Raw genomic sequence first — 19,914 nt, 5'->3', positions numbered from 1 at the left:
AGCGTGGGGACTTTTCTGTACTGTTTTCTTTTCGACTCTAACTGCGCATCAGATATCCATATTTGCGCATCTGTCGGCGTATGATCTGCTCAACACGCTGGCGGATTTCCAGAGGATAGTAATCGGCCAGAGAATCCAGTTCCGTGCAGACATCTTTTGCAGTAAAGGAAAAGTGAAGCTGGATACCGTATAATTCCTCCGCAGCATCCAGCTGTGTATCAAAATCAGAGCTGAAAGGTTTGGCTTCGATGCGTTCTATACAGACATCCATCGGCAGATCCAGAGGATAGTCATTGCTAATGTCTGCAAACAGGCATAAACCCTGATCGAATAGAGGACTTGGAGAATATTGCTCTGTTTCTGTATCATATAGAACAGCGATGTTGTTGGTGTGCCGGTCTTCGTTTAGAAAGAAGGCATCAATTTCCAGCATAGCGGTCAGATATGCACCGAAATTCTGAATTCCCGTCATGTGTTCCATCTGATCTGCCAGAAAACGAATGCGTTCCGCCGGTTCTGAAAAAGCAGCAAGCGTGATTGCCAGACTGTCTCCGGTATTCTGGCGGTACAGTTTTTCCAATGGGATCAGCATCTGATTTGCTTTTAGAAAATCAGGACTGGAACAGCCACTGCGGAGAGTGCCGCGGTATGCAATCCGAACAGGCTGATACAGGACAAACGGGTGGGAAAGAGTGCTTTTTTGCAGTAAATGAGACACCAGTGTCTCCGAGAGTCCCTCATATCCCATATAGTCGGATTTGTACCAGATATTACCGATTTTCCACTTGAGCTGGTCCCCTTTTGAGGTGTGATCTGTTTTTTTGACAGGCAGCTGATGATCAAGACGGATCTGTTCCATGGCGTGCCTCCTTATTCTTCAGAATCAGGATCCATTGCTCGTCACCGGCCATTCGCCCATCTGTTTTTTCAATGATAAGCAGCGGATCATAAAAGGGAAGTCCCATTTCTTTTAAAATATCTTTGGCATGATCGCGTGTTTTGGGAAAACAGCGGCTTTCCAGAAACCAGGTAAAATCATCCCAGGTCGGATGCTCCACAACGCCAAAGGCACGAAGCGGAATTTTTTTTGTGTAATTCTGGATTGCAATTTTCTCATGACGGAAGTCGATATCAATCGTTGTGCAAAGCTGATCGCGGTAAAGAAAACACATCCGCGTTTTGACATCGGGATCCGTGCTGAAACAGTGAGCACGGGCAATTTGATTGTATACCGTCTGCCTGCTGACCTGAAAGGTGCGCGCGATCTCGGCAATACTTTTTCCCTGCTGCTGCATGGCAGCCATCTGAATGATTTGCGGCAGCGAAAAAGCTGGTTTTCTTCCAGCCGCATGGCGCAGTGCTTCTTTTTTCGCTAACTGCTGGTATTGTTTCGCGTCTTTGGAAAGCTTGCGCAGCTCCTTTGGGTCCGTTGTTCCAAAGATCTCGTAAATCTGTTGCTCAAATGTGTTTTTCATGCAATCACCTCGTTTCTGCCATTACTGTATCACAGAGATCTGAAAGCGTCAAGAAATCATTTATTGACAAAAAACGAACTGATTGAGAAAAGTTACGGCTCGCAGATGTCTGAGAACAGCAATCATGGCGATGAAAGAACTTCCCTGCAGTGCAGGCAAAAGCTTGGCAGAAAAAAGCAAAGGCAGACCCCATTCTGCGTGAAAAACTGCTTCAGACAAGGGAAAATCCGAATCCAATCCACGCATTCTGCGAAATCTGCCATGCCTATGGCGTTTCCATCTATGAAATGGATCTTGCCATGGCAGGTGAAGAATTTTACGCAGAAATCAAACGCAGCACCAATGGCGGCAGAGAAAATTCCCCGGCGCTTGAAGGGGAAGATGACTTCTATGAGCTGTTTCTGGCAGCGTTAGAAAATATATGATTTTTTGCGAAGAATGTAAGTATTGATGAGTGTGGAAAGCTGCATGGACAGTGCCTGATGAACCTGCGAAGGGCTTGCCATGTCGTAGACGACACCGTCAAAAACTTCGAAGCGTTTCTCTTCTGGAAGCATTTCATACTGTTCCAGCGTGACTTTTTCGAGCTGTGGTTGAAGAACTGGCGTCATAAAATACACATCTTTTCCCAAAAATGAAATGAAATCGCTTAAAATTCTTTCTTTAAATGTTCTGCGAGAATCGTATCGTAATCGCCTTCGATTTCCTCATCGCGCCCTGCATACCGCAGATTGGTCTCCACGCCGACCGGCTCCACATCGTCTGCAAATTCCCAGATATGATACCGCAGACCGCGGTGCTCAAAGTCGATGCTTCCGCAGTTATCCTCTTCCGTATAGGAAAACGTGATTTTTTTCTCGTTTAAGACAGATTGAATTTGTGTCATATGCATAAAGCGTGATACCTCCGATTTTGTAGTTATCTGGAATAAAAAACAGCTACATTTGTTTACATTAGTATAGAACAGGGCGGGAGAAAATTCAATCGAAATTCTGGTCAGAATCATCGCAGCAGCTCTCACACGCGGTGTGCAGAGACAGCACGGCGTCGGAACGACCATCAAACATTACGCCTGCAACAATCAGGAAGAAAACCGCCGCGGCGTATCGAGCATCGTCTCCGAGCGCGCTCTGCGTGAGATCTATCTGAAGGGCTTCGAAATTGCAATCAAAGAATCCCAGCCAAAGGCGATCATGACCTCCTACAACAAGGTAAACGGTGTCCACACCGCCAACAGCTACGATCTGTGCACAACCGCTGCAAGAAAGGAATGGGGCTTTGCCGGCATCATCATGACAGACTGGACCACAACAAACGCTGACGGAGGCTCCTCTGCCGCAAAATGCATCGCTGCCGGAAACGATCTTGTGATGCCGGGAACCGACACCGACCGCCGCGAAATCCTAGATGCGCTGAGTGCCGAAAATGACCAGTATCTCGAGGAAAAAGACCTGACCGCCTGTGCCCAGAGAATCCTGGAAATGATTTTTACTTCCAATTCATATGAATAATGCGGCGTTTTCAGGGATAAAATAACATCAGAAATAGCTGCCGCCCCTTCGCAAAGCGAAATTTTCCATGCGGGCTTTGAATGTTACAGTTCGCTGAGATGCAGTGAACTGTAACATTCAAATAGTTGGGCAATTTCACGATTGAAATTTCCCATAACATGTATTAGAATATAAATGATATCAATAAATACGAGGACGTGAAAAGAATGTCAGGATTAAGTAACACACAATATTTTAAAGTAAAAACAGAGCCGGAGATTCAGGTAAAAGAGGTACTCGAAACCGTTTACAACGCCATGGTAGAAAAAGGGTATAATCCAGTCAACCAGATCGTAGGCTATATCATGTCAGGCGACCCGACGTACATCACAAGCTTTAAGGGAGCCAGAAGCCTGATCATGAAAGTAGAGCGTGACGAGCTGGTAGAGGAACTGTTAAAAGAGTACATCAAAAATGAATCCTGGAAGTGAGCGTAATTACTATGAGAATAATGGGATTAGATTACGGCTCAAAAACAGTAGGGGTGGCAGTCAGCGACGCCCTGGGTCTTACTGCGCAGGGAATCGAAATTGTCCGCAGAAAATCGGAGAATAAGCTGCGTCAGACGCTGGCCCGGATTGAAGAGATAGCAAAAGAGTACGGCGTGGAAAAAATCGTACTCGGCTTCCCGAAACATATGAACAACGACATCGGAGAGCGGGCCGAAAAATCTCTCGAGTTCAAAGAAATGCTGGAGAGACGGACAGGCCTGCCCGTTGTCATGTGGGACGAGCGGCTGACAACGGTCGAAGCAGACCGCACCATGATGGAAACCGGAATCCGCAGGGAAAACCGCAAGGAGTACGTAGATATGATTGCAGCTGTTTTTATCCTGCAGGGATATCTGGACTATCTTTCCCATCAGAAGGAATCACAGGAAAACTGAACAAAGGAATATTGTATGGAAAAAATAACATTTGTAACAGATGATGGCGGCAAAGAAGAATTTTACGTGGAAGAGCAGACCAGAATCAATGGAGTCAACTATATTCTGGTATCCGATTCAAAGGACGACGAGGCAAATGCCTATATTCTGAAGGATATCTCCACCGACACCGACGCAGAGGCAGAGTATGTTATGGTAGAAGACGACACCGAATTCGATGCCGTTTCCGGCGTATTTGCTTCCATGTTGGATGACGAGGCAGACATCACCTATTGAACCAGCCGTTTTGAAGCCATACCGGGACGCAGACAAAGCGGGACCGGGACAGCGCTTTAAAGGGCAAATCCTGCAGGTGCGGGACATGCTCCATCAGCCTGAAGTGACGCTCAGGGGATGCGCGCGTGAAGCCGTACCGGTAACGGAATCGTTTGGAAAACATGCGCGGAGGTGCTATTTGAAAAAGAATAATGGAAGTAAATTAAAAATTATACCGCTTGGCGGTCTGGAACAGATCGGTATGAACATCACCGTTTTCGAGTATGAGGACAGTATCATCGTCGTAGACTGCGGACTTGCATTCCCGGAAGACGACATGCTCGGTATCGACCTGGTCATCCCGGATGTAACATATCTGAAAGAAAACATCGACAAAGTCAAAGGCTTCGTCATCACCCACGGCCACGAGGACCATATCGGAGCCCTGCCTTACATCTTAAAAGAAGTGAACGTGCCGGTCTACGCCACCAAACTGACGATTGGCCTGATCGAAAATAAATTAAAGGAGCACAACCTGCTCCGTACCACAAAACGGAAAATCATCAAACACGGACAGTCCATCAACCTGGGCGCATTCCGCATTGAGTTTATCAAAACAAACCACAGTATTGCAGATGCAGCAGCACTGGCCATCTACTCCCCGGCAGGCATTATTGTCCACACCGGAGACTTCAAAGTCGACTACACACCAGTCTTTGGTGATGTCATCGACCTGCAGAGATTCGCAGAGATCGGAAAGAAAGGCGTTCTGGCACTGATGTGCGACAGTACCAATGCAGAGCGGCCTGGCTTTACCATGTCCGAGCGGACCGTAGGAAAGACGATCGACGGCCTGTTTGCCGAGCATCAGAATTCCCGAATCATCATCGCAACCTTCGCATCGAACGTCGACCGTGTGCAGCAGATCATCAACTCTGCTTATAAATACGGCCGTAAAGTTGTCATCGAGGCCGCAGTATGGTCAACATCATCTCCATCGCGCAGGAGCTGGGCTACATCAATATCCCGGAAAATACCCTGATCGATGTGGAGCAGATGAAAAACTACACCGGCGAGCAGCTTGTCCTGATCACCACCGGAAGCCAGGGCGAGTCCATGGCAGCACTGTCCCGTATGGCGGCACACCTGCACAAAAAGATCTCGATCCTGCCGGGCGACACCGTGATCTTCAGTTCCCACCCAATCCCGGGAAATGAAAAAGCCGTTTCAAACGTCATCAACGAACTGTCTGCACAGGGTGCCAACGTCGTATTCCAGGACGTTCACGTATCCGGACATGCCTGCCAGGAGGAAATCAAACTGATCTACTCCCTGGTAAAACCGAAATACGCCATTCCGGTACACGGCGAATACCGCCACTTAAAAGCACACGCAGAAGTAGCACAGAGCCTCGGCATCCCGAAAGAGAACATCTTTCTCATGTATTCCGGTGATGTCATGGAACTCGATGAGGACGGCGCAGCAGTAACTGGCAAAGTCCACACCGGAGCCATCATGGTCGACGGACTCGGCGTTGGTGATGTAGGAAATATCGTCCTGCGTGACCGCCAGCATCTGTCCGAGGACGGAATCATGGTCGTTGTACTGACTCTCGAAAAGAGAACGAACCAGCTTCTGGCCGGCCCGGACATCGTATCCCGCGGTTTCGTCTATGTACGCGAATCCGAGGATTTGATGGGCGAGGCAAGAGAAGTTGTAGAAGAGGCGCTGGATGGCTGCCTTTCCAAAAATATCTCCGACTGGGGCAAGATCAAATCCACGATCAAAGATGCCCTCGGCGATTATGTATGGAAGAAAACAAAGAGAAGACCGATGATCCTTCCGATCATCATGGAGGCATAAATACCATGGACAAAGTAACAGAATGTCTGGATGCGCTCATCGAAGAAATGAGGGAGAGCAGGGCATATCAGAATTACTTGTGGATGGAAGAGGAACTTGAAAAAGACCCGGACTTAAAAAGCCGGGTCGACGACTATCGAATCCGCAACTACCGACTGCAGCAGTCCGAAAACGTAGACCTTTACGATGCGGTAGATTCCCTGGAGCGGGATTCCTACGCACTCCGCAAAAGCGAGAAAGCAAACGCCTATCTTGAAGCGGAACTCGAGGTCTGTAAGATGGTACAGAAGGTGCAGGACTGCATTTCAGAGGCAATCCGCATCGGAGTACCGGAAATCTAAAACCGAAAATCAAAAGGAGAGCGCCCATGTCCGAAAAGAAAAGGGATGCCGGATACCGCGCAGCGCTGACAGGTGCGAAAGGAACCGTGCGCCTGCTCATTTACGTCTGCGTGATTCTTGTGATCATTCTGGCAGCGAAAACTTCATATCAGTTTGGACATGACGTGTTTGCCGAGGAGCCAGTCGCATCCAGAGGAAAAGGAAAGGAAGTCACCGTACAGGTGCGTTCCGGCATGGAGGCGAAAGAACTTGGCGAACTCCTGAAAGACAACGGACTGATCGACGAAAGCCTTCTGGTTTTCGAAGTCCAGTACCGCCTGTCCGGCTACTACGGCGGCATCAAGGACGGTTCCTACGTGCTGAACACCGCACAGACCGTCAATGAAATGCTGGAAATTCTGGCGGGCGTCAACACCGAAGGACAGCCGTCCGCGGAATAACGCACGTTTGCAAAACAAGAGGAATCTTACATGATAATAGACGAACGAATGGTAACCTACATCAATTCCCTGGACACCGGCCACACCCCGTTTCTGGAAAATCTGGAGCGGACGGCCAAACAGACAAAAGTGCCGATCATTCGCCGTGAAATGCAGAGCTTTTTAAAAGTATTCTTAAAGATGAAACAGCCAAAGAGAATCCTGGAGGTAGGAACTGCCGTAGGATTCTCTGCTGTTTTCATGGCACAGTACGGCGAACCGGACGCAGAGATTACCACAATAGAAAATTACGAAAAACGCATCCCGATCGCACGGGAGAACTTCGAAAAATCCGGCTTCGCCGACCGCATCACGCTGATCCCGGGAGACGCTGCAGAAGTCTTAAAAACCCTGGATGGTCCGTACGATTTTATCTTTATGGACGCCGCTAAGGGACAGTACATCCACTTCCTGCCGGAAGTCCTGCGTGTCCTTGATAAGAACGGCGTACTGATCACCGACAACGTGCTGCAGGACGGCGACGTCATCGAATCCCGCTTCGCCGTGGAACGCCGGAACCGCACGATCCACAAACGGATGCGGGAATACTTATTTGAACTGACACACAATGAAGGGCTGCTGACATCGGTCGTGCCGCTGGGAGATGGAATCGCGATCACGATGAAAAGCCATGAGAAGAGAGAGGAAACAACATGAGAAAACCGGAATTACTGGTTCCAGCCAGCAGTCTGGAAGTATTAAAAGTAGCAGTGATCTTCGGCGCAGATGCCGTATATATCGGCGGAGAAGTCTTCGGACTCCGCGCGAAGGCGAAGAACTTTTCGATGGGAGATATGAAAGAAGGCGTGGAGTTTGCGCATGAGCATGGAGTGAAAGTGTATGTCACCGCGAATATTCTGGCACATAATCAGGATCTTGAGGGCGTACGCGCTTACTTTGCCGAATTAAAAGAGATCGGACCGGATGCACTCATTATTTCGGATCCGGGAGTGTATCGGATTGCGATGGAAGTGTGCCCGGAGATTGAGCGGCATATCAGTACACAGGCGAATAATACGAACTATGGAACGTATCAGTTCTGGTATGAACAGGGGGCGAAGCGCGTCGTGACAGCGCGGGAGCTGTCGCTGGCGGAGATTAAAGAGATTCGGGAGCATATTCCGGAGGAGATGGAGATCGAGACGTTTATTCATGGGGCGATGTGTATTTCGTACTCGGGAAGATGTCTGCTGTCCAATTATTTCACGGGAAGAGATGCGAACCAGGGGGCTTGTACCCATCCGTGCCGGTGGAAGTATGCGGTCGTGGAAGAGTCCAGACCGGGGGAGTATCTGCCGGTGTATGAGAATGAGAGAGGGACGTATATCTTTAACTCGAAAGATCTTTGTATGATTGAGCATATCCCGGATTTGCTGGATGCGGGGATTGACAGTTATAAGATTGAAGGAAGAATGAAGACGGCGCTGTATGTGGCGACGGTGGCAAGGACGTATCGGAAGGCAATTGATGATTATCTGGAGAGCCCTAAGAAGTATGAGGAGAATATGGAGTGGTATCGGGATCAGATCTCGAACTGTACGTACAGGCAGTTTACTACGGGATTTTTCTATGGGAAGCCGGATCATGAGAGCCAGATTTATGATAGTAATACGTATGTGAAGGAGTATACGTATCTGGGGATTGTTGGGGAGAAGAATGAAAAAAGCAGATATGCGATTGAGCAGAGAAATAAGTTTTCGGTTGGGGAAGAGATTGAAGTGATGAAACCGGATGGGGAGAATGTCTGCGTTACGGTGAAGGGGATCTGGGATGATGAAGGGAACCAGATGGAGAGTGCGCCGCATCCGAAGCAGAAATTGTGGATTGATCTTGGCGTAGAATTGGATAGGTTTGATATTTTGAGAAGGAAAGAAATGGAATAGGATAGGAAAATAAAAGGGGATTAGGAACGTGTCATTTTCGAAAGGTTGCTAATCCTTTTTTTGCGCGAATAGAGATTATGTAAAATAATGGTAATGATAAAAGAAACAAATAGGAAAAAGTTCGACATTCTGTGAAGAAAGTTGCTTCATAATGTTTACAAACTGGAGCAAATAAGCTAGAATGTACATGATATTAGTGGGCGAAGGCTAAATGCTGTTTTAATAGGCCATAAGTCACAAAAATATGGTAAGTATCATTACAAACGGAATGTATATAACTGGCAATGTCTGGTCTACAAACCATATTGACGTAACATCGTCGAAAAGGGCCTGCTTTGCACACTTTATGGGGTGCTAAAACTAGTTATGCTTCACAACTGCATGAACTTAAAATGCTTACAATCTATACAAAACGCTGAACTTTTAACCTCTGCGACACAAAAATGGCACAACTTTTTCGGAAGTTATGAGAAAATGGAGAAAAACAGGGGGAAACAACAAAAATCCATGAGTTTATCATTAACGTCTGAAACTTCTGTTGAGTACACTTATCTGACCCGCTAATGACACCTACATCATAACGGTTTGTTGAGTTATGAAAAATAGAGAAAAACAGATGATTTCTACTTCATAAAACAGCTGTTGAGTAGAGCATGTATGGTGATGATAATTACATGTTTTGAGTGGTTAAAGTGAATGACTTGTTCATAACGAACAATGAATGGTGAGAATTGGACTGGATGATATGTATAGCTTTAACAAAACTCATGCACCGACAGGGTTCGATTCAACAATCCAACACTTAGAAAAAACGTCATTGCAGGGTATACGGGGTTCGACTGTATAAAATAACACTTCGGTTATAGAGGAATAGAGACGAGTGTGGTTATCACACAGTGGAAATTAGAGAGAAATACTATCTGTGAAGAGCAGATGTGTACATAGATTAGGAAGTTAACAAAAATGGAGGAATACATATGAGCACAGTTACTTTAGATAATAAAACGATTTTAATCACAGGTGCAGCCGGTTTCATAGGCTCCAACCTTGTGAAACGAATTTATCAGGAGGCTCCTTCTGCTACGGTCATCGGCATCGACAACATGAATGCTTACTACGACGTGGCACTCAAAGAGTTCCGCCTGAACGAGCTGGCCAAGTATCCCACATTTACCTTTGTCAAAGGCAACATCGCCGACAAGGAGCTGATCACGGAGCTGTTCGAGAAGTACAAGCCGTCTGTGGTCGTCAACCTTGCAGCACAGGCTGGTGTGCGTTACTCCATCACCAACCCAGATGCTTATGTGGAATCTAACTTGGTCGGCTTTTTCAATATCCTTGAAGCATGCCGCCATTGCGAGAGTCTAGAGCACCTGGTGTATGCTTCTTCTTCCTCCGTCTACGGTTCCAACAAGAAGGTTCCGTACAGCACGGATGACAAGGTAGATAATCCTGTTTCACTGTACGCAGCAACCAAGAAGTCTAATGAGTTGATGGCACACGCCTACTCCAAGCTCTACAACATTCCGTCCACTGGTCTGCGATTCTTCACCGTGTATGGTCCGGCAGGCCGTCCTGACATGGCTTACTTCGGATTCACCAACAAGCTAGTGAAGGGCGAAACCATCAAAATCTTCAATTACGGCAACTGCAAGCGTGATTTTACTTATGTGGATGACATCGTTGAGGGTGTTGTTCGTGTGATGAAGAATGCACCGAACAAGAAGAATGGTGAAGATGGTCTGCCGATTCCGCCGTATGCAGTTTACAACATCGGCAATCAGAATCCGGAGAACCTGCTGGATTTCGTGCAGATTCTTTCTGAGGAGTTGGTTCGTGCAAAGGTACTGCCGGAAGATTATGACTTTGAGGCTCACAAGGAGTTGGTTCCGATGCAGCCGGGTGATGTGCCTGTGACCTATGCAGATACGAGCGCACTGGAGCGCGACTTCGGGTATAAGCCGAGTACAAGCCTGAGAACTGGATTAAGAAAGTTCGCTGAGTGGTATGCTGAGTTTTATAAATAAAGAAAATTAGAGGGATAGAAAAATGAGAGAGTTTAAGGATTTAAAGATTGCTGTGGCTGGTACTGGTTATGTTGGTCTTTCTATTGCTACGCTGCTGTCTCAGCATCACAAGGTGACGGCGGTAGATATCATTCCTGAGAAAGTAGAGCTGATCAACAACAAGAAGTCTCCGATCCAGGACGAGTACATTGAAAAGTATCTGGCAGAAAAAGAGCTGGATTTGACTGCAACTCTGGATGCGAAAGAAGCATACAGTGATGCTGATTTTGTAGTTATCGCTGCACCTACCAACTACGATAGCAAGAAGAACTTTTTCGACACCAGCGCGGTTGAAGCGGTTATCAAGCTGGTTATTGAGTACAATCCGGAAGCTATCATGGTTATCAAGTCTACGATTCCGGTTGGATATACTGCAAGTGTTCGTGAAAAGTTTCACTGCGACAATATCATTTTCAGCCCGGAATTTTTAAGAGAGAGTAAGGCATTGTATGACAACCTGTATCCTTCTCGTATCATTGTTGGCACTGATGTGGAGAATGCTCGTTTGGTAAAGGCTGCACACACTTTTGCTGAACTCCTGCAGGAAGGTGCTATCAAGGAGAACATTGATACTCTGTTCATGGGCTTCACCGAGGCAGAGGCAGTTAAGCTGTTCGCCAACACTTATCTGGCACTGCGTGTCAGCTATTTTAACGAACTCGATACTTATGCGGAGATGAAGGGATTGAACACCCAGCAGATCATCAATGGTGTATGCCTCGATCCTCGCATTGGTACTCATTACAACAATCCGTCCTTTGGCTATGGCGGTTACTGCCTGCCTAAAGACACCAAGCAACTGCTGGCAAACTACGCAGATGTGCCGGAGAACCTGATCGAAGCAATCGTTGAGAGTAATAGAACTCGTAAAGACTTTATTGCCGACCGCGTGCTGGAAATCGCTGGTGCATATGAAGCAAATGACAACTGGGATGAGAGCAAGGAGAAAGAAGTTGTGGTTGGTGTGTATCGACTGACCATGAAGAGCAACAGCGATAACTTCCGTCAGAGTTCCATTCAGGGTGTCATGAAGCGTATTAAGGCAAAGGGTGCAACCGTGATTATCTATGAGCCGACCCTGAAAGATGGAGAAACTTTCTTTGGCAGCAAGGTTGTTAATGACTTGGATGAGTTCAAAAAGCAGAGTCAGGCCATCATCGCAAACCGCTATGACAAGTGCCTGGATGACGTGAAAGAGAAAGTTTACACCAGAGATATTTTCCAGAGAGATTGATGATAGACGAGGGAGGAAACAGTTATGAAGGGTATTATTTTGGCAGGCGGTTCTGGTACACGCCTGTATCCATTAACGAAAGTTACGAGCAAGCAGCTCTTGCCTATTTTTGATAAGCCGATGATTTATTATCCGATGTCCGTTCTGATGAATGCTGGCATCCGTGACATTCTGATTATTTCCACACCGCAGGATACTCCTCGTTTCGAGAACCTGTTGGGTGATGGTCACCAGTTTGGTGTGAATTTGACCTATGCTGTTCAGCCTTCTCCGGATGGGCTGGCACAGGCCTTTATCATTGGTGCTGACTTTATTGGTAATGATTCTGTGGCTATGGTGCTGGGTGACAATATCTTTGCGGGTCACGGATTAAAGAAAAGATTGACTGCCGCAGTAGAAAACGCTGAGAGTGGCAAGGGCGCAACTGTGTTTGGCTACTATGTGGATGATCCGGAGCGTTTCGGTATTGTTGAGTTTGACAAGAACGGTAAGGCCGTTTCTATCGAGGAAAAGCCAGAGCATCCGAAGAGCAACTACTGTGTAACTGGCCTGTACTTTTATGATAATCGTGTGGTCGAGTTTGCAAAGAACCTGAAACCGTCTGATCGTGGTGAACTGGAGATTACCGATTTGAACCGAATTTATCTGGAAGATGGTTCTTTGAATGTTGAGTTATTAGGTCAGGGCTTTACTTGGCTGGACACCGGTACACATGAGAGCCTTGTGGATGCCACCAACTTCGTGAAGACTGTGGAGCAGCATCAGCACCGTAAGATTGCTTGCCTGGAGGAAATCGCATACCTGAACGGTTGGATTAGCAAGAATGAACTGATGGAAGTCTATGAGGTTATGAAGAAGAACCAGTACGGCCAGTATCTGAAGGATGTCATGGACGGCAAGTATCAGGAGCATCTGTATTAATTAAGGCACGAGTAGAAAAACATAGAGATAAGTGTAGAGGAGAATAGATCATGAATATTATTGTTACCGGCGGTGCTGGTTTTATTGGTAGTAATTTTGTGTTCCACATGTTGAAAAAGTATCCAGATTACCGGATCATTTGTCTGGACAAGCTGACCTACGCAGGCAATCTGTCCACACTGGCACCGGTTATGGATAACCCGAATTTCCGTTTCGTGAAAGCAGATATCTGTGACCGCGAAGCTGTAGACAAACTGTTTGAAGAAGAGCATCCAGACATTGTGGTGAACTTTGCGGCAGAATCGCATGTTGACCGTTCTATCGAAGATCCTGGCATCTTCCTCCAGACCAATATCATCGGTACCAGTGTGCTGATGGACGCATGCCGCAAGCACGGCATCCAGCGTTATCATCAGGTTTCTACCGATGAGGTTTACGGCGACCTGCCGCTGGATCGTCCTGATCTGTTCTTCACTGAGGAAACTCCGATTCATACCAGTTCTCCTTACAGCAGCTCCAAGGCTGCAGCGGACCTGCTGGTTCTGGCTTACCACCGTACTTATGGTTTGCCTGTGACCATTTCTCGCTGCTCCAACAACTATGGTCCGTATCATTTCCCGGAGAAACTGATTCCGCTGATGATTGCCAATGCACTGGCTGACAAACCGCTGCCTGTTTATGGCGAGGGTCTGAATATCCGCGACTGGCTGTATGTGGAAGACCACTGCAAGGCCATTGACCTGATTATCCACAAGGGTCGTGTTGGTGAAGTCTACAACGTTGGTGGTCACAATGAGAAGCAGAACATTGAGATTGTGAAGATCATCTGTAAGGAGCTGGGCAAGCCGGAAAGCTTGATCACTCATGTGGGTGATCGCAAGGGTCACGATATGCGTTATGCTATCGACCCGACCAAGATTCACAATGAGCTGGGCTGGTTGCCGGAGACAAAGTTCGAGGATGGTATCAAGAAAACTATCCAGTGGTATCTCGATAACCGTGAGTGGTGGGAGACCATCATCAGCGGTGAGTATCAGAACTACTATGAGAAAATGTACAGCAACCGCTAACAGGAGGAAAGAACATGAAGTTTTTTGTAACAGGCGTTGGTGGTCAGCTGGGACATGATGTGATGAATGAGCTGCTAAAGCGCGGTCACGAAGGTGTGGGTTCTGATATTCAGGAGAACTACAGTGGTGTGGCAGATAGTTCTGCGGTAACAAAAGCACCGTATGTGGCTCTGGATATTACTGATAAGGACGCTGTTGAGAAAGTAATTACAGAAGTAAATCCGGATGCCGTGATCCATTGTGCAGCATGGACTGCTGTGGATATGGCAGAGGATGACGATAAAGTTGCGAAGGTTCGTGCTATCAATGCAGGCGGCACGCAGAACATTGCAGATGTTTGCAAGAAACTGAACTGCAAGATGACTTATATCAGTACGGACTATGTGTTTGACGGTCAGGGCACAGAGCCTTGGCAGCCGGACTGCAAGGATTACAAGCCTTTGAATGTATACGGCCAGACGAAACTGGAAGGCGAGCTGGCAGTCAGCCAGACGCTGAAGAAGTATTTCATTGTCCGTATCGCATGGGTATTCGGTTTGAATGGTAAGAACTTTATTAAGACCATGCTGAATGTCGGCAAGACGCACGCTACTGTCCGCGTGGTTAATGACCAGATTGGCACACCGACCTATACATATGATTTGGCTCGACTGCTTGTTGATATGAATGAAACCGAGAAGTACGGCTATTACCATGCGACTAACGAGGGTGGCTATATCAGTTGGTATGATTTCACAAAGGAAATCTATCGTCAGGCTGGATATAAGACGGAAGTCCTGCCGGTGACCACGGCAGAGTATGGTCTGAGCAAGGCAGCTCGTCCGTTCAACAGTCGTTTAGATAAGAGCAAGCTGGTGGAAGCAGGATTTACTCCGCTTCCGACTTGGCAGGATGCACTGAGCCGATACCTGAAAGAAATCGAGCAGTAAGAGGAGATAGAGAAAATGGGACAGATTAAAGTTGAGAAAAATGTAGGTGGCATCGAGGGTCTTTGTGTTATCGATCCTGCTGTGCACGGTGATGCTCGTGGCTATTTTATGGAAACCTACAATGAGAAAGATATGAAGGAAGCTGGCATTGACATCCACTTTGTGCAGGACAACCAGTCTATGTCCACAAAGGGGGTGCTGCGTGGTCTGCACTTCCAGAAGCAGTATCCGCAGTGTAAGCTGGTTCGCGCCGTGCGCGGTACTGTGTTTGATGTAGCGGTTGACCTCAGAAGCAGTTCTGAGACTTATGGTAAGTGGTATGGTGTGACCCTGTCTGCCGAGAATAAGAAGCAGTTCCTTATCCCAGAGGGCTTTGCACATGGTTTCCTGGTTCTGAGCGACGAGGCAGAGTTCTGCTATAAGGTTAATGACTTCTGGCATCCGAACGATGAGGGCGGCATGGCTTGGAACGACCCGGAAATCGGCATTGAGTGGCCGGAGCTGAAGGGTGAATACAAGGGCAATGCAAGCGCAGAGGGCTATACGCTGGAAGATGGTACGGCACTGAACCTGAGTGATAAAGACCAGAAGTGGTTGGGACTGAAAGACACTTTTAAATTTTAAGAACACAGGGGTAGGAAGAATGCAGTGGGAAAACGAAGTACAACACGTGTTTCTGGTAGGAGCTAAGAGCTTAGGTGCATATGGCGGATACGAGACTTTTGTTTATAAGCTCACAGAGTACCACCAGAATAAGAAAAATATTAAATATCATGTGGCGTGTAAGGCTAACGGTGACGGCTGCATGGATGAAACAAAAGTGGATGGTGTGACCAGAATCAATGATCATGAGTTTGAATTCCACAATGCACATTGTTTTAAGATAGATATTCCTCAGATTGGACCTGCACAGGCAATTTATTATGATGTTGCGGCATTGAAGGCTTGCTGTAAGTACATAAAAGAACATCGGATTAAGCATCCAATCGTTTATATCATGGCTTGCCGTATCGGACCCTTTGCTGGTCATTTCTATAAAGAAATCCATAAGCTGGGTGGTACTGTGTACCTGAATCCGGACGGACACGAATGGATGAGAGCAAAATGGTCTGCGCCGATCCGGAAATATTGGAAGATTTCTGAGCAGATGATGGTTAAATACTGTGACCTTGCTATCTGTGACTCAGTGAATATCGAGAAGTATATCCACGAGTGTTATGACGGAAAAGGCATCAAGGGCAGAAATCCGAAGACCACATTTATTGCGTATGGTGCAGATTTGACTCTTAGTAAGTTGGCTGATGACGATGAGAAGCTGGTGAACTGGTATAGAGAAAAAGGACTGACGAAAAAGGACTACTATCTTGTCGTCGGTCGTTTTGTACCGGAGAACTCTTTTGAAGTTATGATTCGAGAGTTCATGAAAAGCAAGAGCAAAAAGAACTTTGCCATTATCACAAATGTGAACGAGAAGTTCCTGAATGAGCTTGAAGAAAAACTTCATTTCAAGAGCGATAAGAGAATTAAGTTTGCCGGCACTGTTTATGATCAGGAGTTGCTGAAGAAAATTCGAGAGAACGCATATGCTTATTTCCACGGCCATACGGTTGGCGGTACGAATCCGTCGCTGATTGAAGCTCTTGGTAGTACAGATCTAAACCTGCTGGTTGATGTTGGTTTTAATAAAGAAGTCGCAGAAGATTGTGCGCTTTATTGGAGCCGTAAGCTGGGGAGCCTTGCAAAGCTCATTGATAAGGCTGATCAGATGAGTACAGATGAAATTGCAGAGATGGGCCGGAAAGCCAAGAAGCGTGTGGCAGAAGAGTACACGTGGGATAAGATCTGCAGGCAGTATGAAGACGTGTTTGTAAAATAATATGTTGGGAGAAAAGTATGAGGATTATTATAGCAAACTACCGCTATTTTATAGCCGGTGGACCAGAAAAATATATGTTTAAATTTATGGATGCAGCAGAAAAAATGGGAATTGAAGTGATTCCATTTTCTGTTAATAATCCCCGAAATGAAAAAACTCCATACAGCCAATATTTCGCAAAGCCGCGTTCAAATCAGCTGATGTATGCAGATACAAAAAAATCTCTGGGAAATTTGGTTGGAATGGTAAGGGCCACAGTCTGGAACTACGATGCGGAAAAACGCCTTAGACGTTTAATTCGTGACACTAAGCCAGATGCTGTTTATATTCTCCATGAAGTAAATCATCTTTCACCATCAATCATTCGTGCAGCAAAAAAAGAAGGAGTCCGAGTTGTACATAGAATATCTGACTTCTTTATGTTTTGTCCTAAATATGATTTCTTATGTGCAAATGAAATATGTGAAGCCTGCTTACACGGAGATTACAGAAAGGCAATTGAACATAAATGCGTAAAAGGCTCAAAGGCAGGTACACTCTTGAGAGTAATGGCAATGAAGTTGTATGCAGCTACTAAGGTATTTGATGATGTTGACCAATATATTTGTACATGTGAATTCAGTAAAAATAAGTTGATTGAAGGTGGAATTTCAAAAGATAAAATTACCTGTGTTCCGACATTTATTGATGCAACGTCAATTACACCGTGCTATGAAGATGACAAATACTTTCTGTTTCTAGGTCGAATGGCACATCAAAAGGGAACTATCTATGCAATTGAAGCTATGAAATATTTGAGAGATACAGATTATGTTTTGAAAATAACAGGTCAAATATCTGATTCGGAGGAAGATCAAAAAATTTGGAATTATATTAAAGAGAACAAATTAGAAGAGAAAATAGTTTTTACTGGATTTAAACATGGTAAAGAATTACGGGAGTTGATATCTCATTCAACTTGTATTGTGTGTCCTGCGATATGGTATGAAAACATGCCAAACACAGTTATTGAAGCGTATGCTTATGGTAAACCTGTGGTAGCTTCTAGGATTGGCAGCCTGGCTGAGATAGTTGAAGATAACAAAACCGGCTTGTTATTTGAAATGAAAAACAGTAAAGATTTCTCAGATAAATTGAGAAAATTTATAGATGAACCTACACTAAGTATGACACTGGGAATAAATGCAAGGTGTAAAGTTGAAAAAGATTATGCTGTAGAGAAACATATGAATAGTGTTATAAGAATATTAGAAGGAAAGTAATATTGAGGTGAAATATATGGATTTTAAAGAGGCACTCAAGGATCCTAAGAAAATTATTTTTTCACTAGGAATGAAGGGTAAACTTGGCTTTATAAGCGATGAAAAATATCTAAAATTGATGTATTGGGCAAATATAGGAAAAAGACTTAATTTAGAGAATCCGGTAACATTTAATGAAAAACTTCAATGGCTAAAACTTCACAATCAGAACCCGGAATACAGTAAAATGGTGGATAAGTATGAGGCAAAAAAATGGGTGGCTGAAAGAATTGGAGACGAATATATTATTCCTACACTGGGAGTATGGGATTCTTTTGACGAGATTGATTTCAATCAATTACCGAATCAGTTTGTACTAAAATGTACTCATGACAGCGGGGGACTTGTTATTTGTAAGGACAAGAATCATTTCGATAAGGTAAAAGCAAAGAAAAAGATAGAAGCTTCGTTAAAACGAAACTATTTTTTAGTTGGACGAGAGTACCCCTATAAAGCAGTCAAACCGAGAATAATTGCAGAACAGTATATGGAAGATACTGCGACAAAAGAGTTGCGAGACTATAAGATTTTTACGTTTGATGGCATAGCAAAAGCTCTGTTTATTTCTTCGGATCGTCAATCTGGTCAGACGACTGCCGATTATTTTGATATTAATTTTAAATCACTTGATTTTACATGGGGATATCCGCATTCAAAAGTCTTGCCATCCAAACCGAAGAGCTTTGATCAAATGGTGAAAGCAGCAGAATGCCTGGCTAAAGACACGGTGGAGTTGCGTGTGGACTTTTATGAAGTAAATGGTAAAGCATATTTTGGAGAAATGACATTCTTTGATGGAAGTGATTTTGATGAATTCCATCCGGAAGAGTGGGATAAGAAGTTTGGTGACATGATTAAGCTCCCTGAACAAGTGGGGGGGTACGCAGTAATTCATAATGGTTGGGTTCTATGGTGCCATAAAACTAGTACAAGTGATTGTTTGACAGATTATAAATTTTTCTGTTTTGATGGAATCCCTAAGATAGTTTACGTTGGTAAAGATAAGGCAGATGATCCAAGAACAGATTTCTTCGACATGGACTATAAGCATTTGCCGATCAGAATGAGAGATCCAAATGCAGAAGAAATGCCGAAAAAGCCTGAACTCTTTGAACAAATGAAGAGCATTGCCGCGGAATTATCAAGGGGAGTGCCACATCTGCGAGTGGACTTTTATCTGATTAATGGACACATATATGTTGGAGAACTAACATTTTATCATTGTAGTGGTTTCACTGAGGTCAAACCGGAAGAATGGAATCTCATTATGGGAAACTGGATAAAAATATAAAATAAAGAGGATAAAGGAAAATCTATCATGAAGGATATTAGCGTTATTATACCGGTTTATAATACGCCATTGGATAAGCTTGAAAAATGTATAGAATCAGTTCTGAAAATTAAGAATAAATGCGATATAGAAGTTCTTATTATTGATGACGGTTCAAAGGACTATATAAAAAAGTTCTTTAAAGAAAAATTCATTGGTGAGGTAGTATACCAATATAAGAAAAATGGTGGAGTGAGTTCTGCCAGAAATATGGGATTGAATATTGCAACAGGAAAGTTTGTCTGTTTTGTTGATGCAGATGATATCATCGTAGAAGATGCTTTTGCAGATTTAGAAAAAATTGAAGATTATCAAATGATTCTCTTTGATATGGCAGTTCTCGAAAATAATAAGAAAGATATTTGGAAGGTAATTAAAGTGCAATCGGGGATCGTTGATAAAAAGGAAATTCTTATAGAACTTCTTACTAGTAATCGTATGAATAGTCCATGTGC

The 19,914-nt window shown here is 45.0% G+C and carries 23 protein-coding genes and 1 pseudogene; 20 read left to right on the top strand and 4 right to left on the bottom strand.

Features of this window, described 5'->3' with window-relative positions:
* Positions 1-37: 37 nt before the first annotated feature.
* Both DWZ60_RS12200 and DWZ60_RS12195 read right to left on the bottom strand, forming a co-directional pair.
* The gene (locus DWZ60_RS12200; protein WP_119221703.1) at positions 38-859 is read right to left on the bottom strand and encodes a hypothetical protein; all 822 of its coding nucleotides are present in this window, start codon (positions 857-859) and stop codon (positions 38-40) included.
* Positions 840-1,475 carry a helix-turn-helix domain-containing protein gene (locus tag DWZ60_RS12195; protein WP_055265066.1) on the bottom strand — a complete coding sequence of 212 codons (636 nt, stop codon included), beginning with the start codon at positions 1,473-1,475 and terminating at the stop codon, positions 840-842. The genes DWZ60_RS12200 and DWZ60_RS12195 overlap by 20 nt, the downstream gene beginning before the upstream one ends.
* 149 nt (positions 1,476-1,624) lie before the next feature.
* Between DWZ60_RS12195 and DWZ60_RS12190 the strand changes: the two genes are divergently transcribed.
* Positions 1,625-1,900: a hypothetical protein gene (locus tag DWZ60_RS12190; protein ID WP_118659268.1), complete on the top strand. Its 276-nt coding sequence runs from the start codon at positions 1,625-1,627 to the stop codon at positions 1,898-1,900.
* On the opposite strand, the gene DWZ60_RS12185 is transcribed toward DWZ60_RS12190, so the two are convergent.
* Positions 1,886-2,086, bottom strand: a complete 201-nt coding sequence (locus DWZ60_RS12185) for a Uma2 family endonuclease (protein WP_117804669.1) — start codon at positions 2,084-2,086, stop codon at positions 1,886-1,888. The two genes, DWZ60_RS12190 and DWZ60_RS12185, sit on opposite strands and share 15 nt — an antisense overlap.
* A 38-nt stretch (positions 2,087-2,124) precedes the next feature.
* A complete protein-coding gene (locus DWZ60_RS12180) occupies positions 2,125-2,367 on the bottom strand; it encodes a hypothetical protein (RefSeq protein ID WP_055265060.1) in 243 nt (80 codons plus the stop codon).
* Between the two features lie 136 nt (positions 2,368-2,503).
* Between DWZ60_RS12180 and DWZ60_RS12175 the strand changes: the two genes are divergently transcribed.
* The 19 genes and pseudogenes from DWZ60_RS12175 to DWZ60_RS12085 form a co-directional block, all read left to right on the top strand.
* Positions 2,504-2,986, top strand: a complete 483-nt coding sequence (locus DWZ60_RS12175; protein WP_416388114.1) for a glycoside hydrolase family 3 N-terminal domain-containing protein — start codon at positions 2,504-2,506, stop codon at positions 2,984-2,986.
* Positions 2,987-3,192: 206 nt separating this feature from the next.
* A complete protein-coding gene (locus DWZ60_RS12170; RefSeq protein WP_022461716.1) occupies positions 3,193-3,456 on the top strand; it encodes an IreB family regulatory phosphoprotein in 264 nt (87 codons plus the stop codon).
* Positions 3,457-3,467: 11 nt separating this feature from the next.
* Positions 3,468-3,911: a Holliday junction resolvase RuvX gene (gene ruvX / locus DWZ60_RS12165; protein WP_022461717.1), complete on the top strand. Its 444-nt coding sequence runs from the start codon at positions 3,468-3,470 to the stop codon at positions 3,909-3,911.
* Between the two features lie 15 nt (positions 3,912-3,926).
* On the top strand, positions 3,927-4,187 hold the full coding sequence (locus DWZ60_RS12160) for a DUF1292 domain-containing protein (protein ID WP_022461718.1): 261 nt from the start codon (positions 3,927-3,929) through the stop codon (positions 4,185-4,187).
* A gap of 178 nt (positions 4,188-4,365) precedes the next feature.
* Positions 4,366-6,029, top strand: a pseudogene (locus DWZ60_RS20875) (ribonuclease J).
* A 5-nt stretch (positions 6,030-6,034) separates the two neighbouring features.
* Positions 6,035-6,370, top strand: coding sequence for a YlbF family regulator (locus DWZ60_RS12150; RefSeq protein ID WP_158568317.1), 336 nt, complete (start codon positions 6,035-6,037; stop codon positions 6,368-6,370).
* A gap of 26 nt (positions 6,371-6,396) precedes the next feature.
* Complete coding sequence (locus tag DWZ60_RS12145) at positions 6,397-6,810, top strand: solute-binding protein (protein ID WP_117804592.1); 414 nt, start codon at positions 6,397-6,399, stop codon at positions 6,808-6,810.
* A 30-nt stretch (positions 6,811-6,840) separates the two neighbouring features.
* Positions 6,841-7,506, top strand: coding sequence for an O-methyltransferase (locus DWZ60_RS12140; protein WP_022461075.1), 666 nt, complete (start codon positions 6,841-6,843; stop codon positions 7,504-7,506).
* Positions 7,503-8,732: a peptidase U32 family protein gene (locus DWZ60_RS12135; RefSeq protein ID WP_118697822.1), complete on the top strand. Its 1,230-nt coding sequence runs from the start codon at positions 7,503-7,505 to the stop codon at positions 8,730-8,732. The genes DWZ60_RS12140 and DWZ60_RS12135 overlap by 4 nt, the downstream gene beginning before the upstream one ends.
* 977 nt (positions 8,733-9,709) lie before the next feature.
* Entirely contained in the window at positions 9,710-10,759 is a 1,050-nt protein-coding gene (locus DWZ60_RS12130) for an NAD-dependent epimerase/dehydratase family protein (protein WP_119221702.1), read from the top strand.
* A gap of 22 nt (positions 10,760-10,781) precedes the next feature.
* Complete coding sequence (locus tag DWZ60_RS12125; RefSeq protein WP_119221701.1) at positions 10,782-12,032, top strand: nucleotide sugar dehydrogenase; 1,251 nt, start codon at positions 10,782-10,784, stop codon at positions 12,030-12,032.
* Positions 12,033-12,056: 24 nt separating this feature from the next.
* Complete coding sequence (rfbA, locus tag DWZ60_RS12120; protein ID WP_119221700.1) at positions 12,057-12,953, top strand: glucose-1-phosphate thymidylyltransferase RfbA; 897 nt, start codon at positions 12,057-12,059, stop codon at positions 12,951-12,953.
* Positions 12,954-13,003: 50 nt separating this feature from the next.
* Complete coding sequence (rfbB, locus tag DWZ60_RS12115) at positions 13,004-14,023, top strand: dTDP-glucose 4,6-dehydratase (protein WP_119221699.1); 1,020 nt, start codon at positions 13,004-13,006, stop codon at positions 14,021-14,023.
* A gap of 14 nt (positions 14,024-14,037) precedes the next feature.
* Positions 14,038-14,952 (top strand): dTDP-4-dehydrorhamnose reductase, encoded by a 915-nt coding sequence (gene rfbD / locus DWZ60_RS12110; protein ID WP_119221698.1) that lies wholly within the window; start codon positions 14,038-14,040, stop codon positions 14,950-14,952.
* A gap of 15 nt (positions 14,953-14,967) precedes the next feature.
* Positions 14,968-15,576, top strand: a complete 609-nt coding sequence (gene rfbC / locus DWZ60_RS12105; protein ID WP_119221697.1) for a dTDP-4-dehydrorhamnose 3,5-epimerase — start codon at positions 14,968-14,970, stop codon at positions 15,574-15,576.
* 19 nt (positions 15,577-15,595) lie between these two features.
* A complete protein-coding gene (gene cps2T / locus DWZ60_RS12100; RefSeq protein ID WP_119221696.1) occupies positions 15,596-16,828 on the top strand; it encodes a beta 1-4 rhamnosyltransferase Cps2T in 1,233 nt (410 codons plus the stop codon).
* 17 nt (positions 16,829-16,845) lie between these two features.
* A complete protein-coding gene (locus DWZ60_RS12095; protein WP_119221695.1) occupies positions 16,846-18,090 on the top strand; it encodes a glycosyltransferase family 4 protein in 1,245 nt (414 codons plus the stop codon).
* A 16-nt stretch (positions 18,091-18,106) separates the two neighbouring features.
* Positions 18,107-19,420 carry an ATP-grasp fold amidoligase family protein gene (locus DWZ60_RS12090; RefSeq protein ID WP_199669421.1) on the top strand — a complete coding sequence of 438 codons (1,314 nt, stop codon included), beginning with the start codon at positions 18,107-18,109 and terminating at the stop codon, positions 19,418-19,420.
* A 27-nt stretch (positions 19,421-19,447) separates the two neighbouring features.
* The coding region (locus DWZ60_RS12085) for a glycosyltransferase family 2 protein (RefSeq protein WP_119221694.1) at positions 19,448-19,914 on the top strand (467 nt) is incomplete at its 3' end.

The organism is Blautia sp. AF34-10, from assembly GCF_003477865.1.
GTDB lineage: Bacteria > Bacillota > Clostridia > Lachnospirales > Lachnospiraceae > Fusicatenibacter > Fusicatenibacter saccharivorans.
Note: the sequence above shows the minus strand (reverse complement) of the source record. Positions and strands in the feature narration are given on the sequence as shown.

Bases quoted from the DNA above. Each gene is read 5' to 3' on its own strand.
- DWZ60_RS12200 (WP_119221703.1), bottom strand. From the start codon at position 859: ATGGAACAGATCCGTCTTGATCATCAGCTGCCTGTCAAAAAAACAGAT.
- DWZ60_RS12195 (WP_055265066.1), bottom strand. From the start codon at position 1,475: ATGAAAAACACATTTGAGCAACAGATTTACGAGATCTTTGGAACAACG.
- DWZ60_RS12185 (WP_117804669.1), bottom strand. From the start codon at position 2,086: ATGACGCCAGTTCTTCAACCACAGCTCGAAAAAGTCACGCTGGAACAG.
- DWZ60_RS12180 (WP_055265060.1), bottom strand. From the start codon at position 2,367: ATGCATATGACACAAATTCAATCTGTCTTAAACGAGAAAAAAATCACG.
- DWZ60_RS12170 (WP_022461716.1), top strand. From the start codon at position 3,193: ATGTCAGGATTAAGTAACACACAATATTTTAAAGTAAAAACAGAGCCG.
- ruvX (WP_022461717.1), top strand. From the start codon at position 3,468: ATGAGAATAATGGGATTAGATTACGGCTCAAAAACAGTAGGGGTGGCA.
- DWZ60_RS12160 (WP_022461718.1), top strand. From the start codon at position 3,927: ATGGAAAAAATAACATTTGTAACAGATGATGGCGGCAAAGAAGAATTT.
- DWZ60_RS12150 (WP_158568317.1), top strand. From the start codon at position 6,035: ATGGACAAAGTAACAGAATGTCTGGATGCGCTCATCGAAGAAATGAGG.
- DWZ60_RS12145 (WP_117804592.1), top strand. From the start codon at position 6,397: ATGTCCGAAAAGAAAAGGGATGCCGGATACCGCGCAGCGCTGACAGGT.
- DWZ60_RS12140 (WP_022461075.1), top strand. From the start codon at position 6,841: ATGATAATAGACGAACGAATGGTAACCTACATCAATTCCCTGGACACC.
- DWZ60_RS12135 (WP_118697822.1), top strand. From the start codon at position 7,503: ATGAGAAAACCGGAATTACTGGTTCCAGCCAGCAGTCTGGAAGTATTA.
- DWZ60_RS12130 (WP_119221702.1), top strand. From the start codon at position 9,710: ATGAGCACAGTTACTTTAGATAATAAAACGATTTTAATCACAGGTGCA.
- DWZ60_RS12125 (WP_119221701.1), top strand. From the start codon at position 10,782: ATGAGAGAGTTTAAGGATTTAAAGATTGCTGTGGCTGGTACTGGTTAT.
- rfbA (WP_119221700.1), top strand. From the start codon at position 12,057: ATGAAGGGTATTATTTTGGCAGGCGGTTCTGGTACACGCCTGTATCCA.
- rfbB (WP_119221699.1), top strand. From the start codon at position 13,004: ATGAATATTATTGTTACCGGCGGTGCTGGTTTTATTGGTAGTAATTTT.
- rfbD (WP_119221698.1), top strand. From the start codon at position 14,038: ATGAAGTTTTTTGTAACAGGCGTTGGTGGTCAGCTGGGACATGATGTG.
- rfbC (WP_119221697.1), top strand. From the start codon at position 14,968: ATGGGACAGATTAAAGTTGAGAAAAATGTAGGTGGCATCGAGGGTCTT.
- cps2T (WP_119221696.1), top strand. From the start codon at position 15,596: ATGCAGTGGGAAAACGAAGTACAACACGTGTTTCTGGTAGGAGCTAAG.
- DWZ60_RS12095 (WP_119221695.1), top strand. From the start codon at position 16,846: ATGAGGATTATTATAGCAAACTACCGCTATTTTATAGCCGGTGGACCA.
- DWZ60_RS12090 (WP_199669421.1), top strand. From the start codon at position 18,107: ATGGATTTTAAAGAGGCACTCAAGGATCCTAAGAAAATTATTTTTTCA.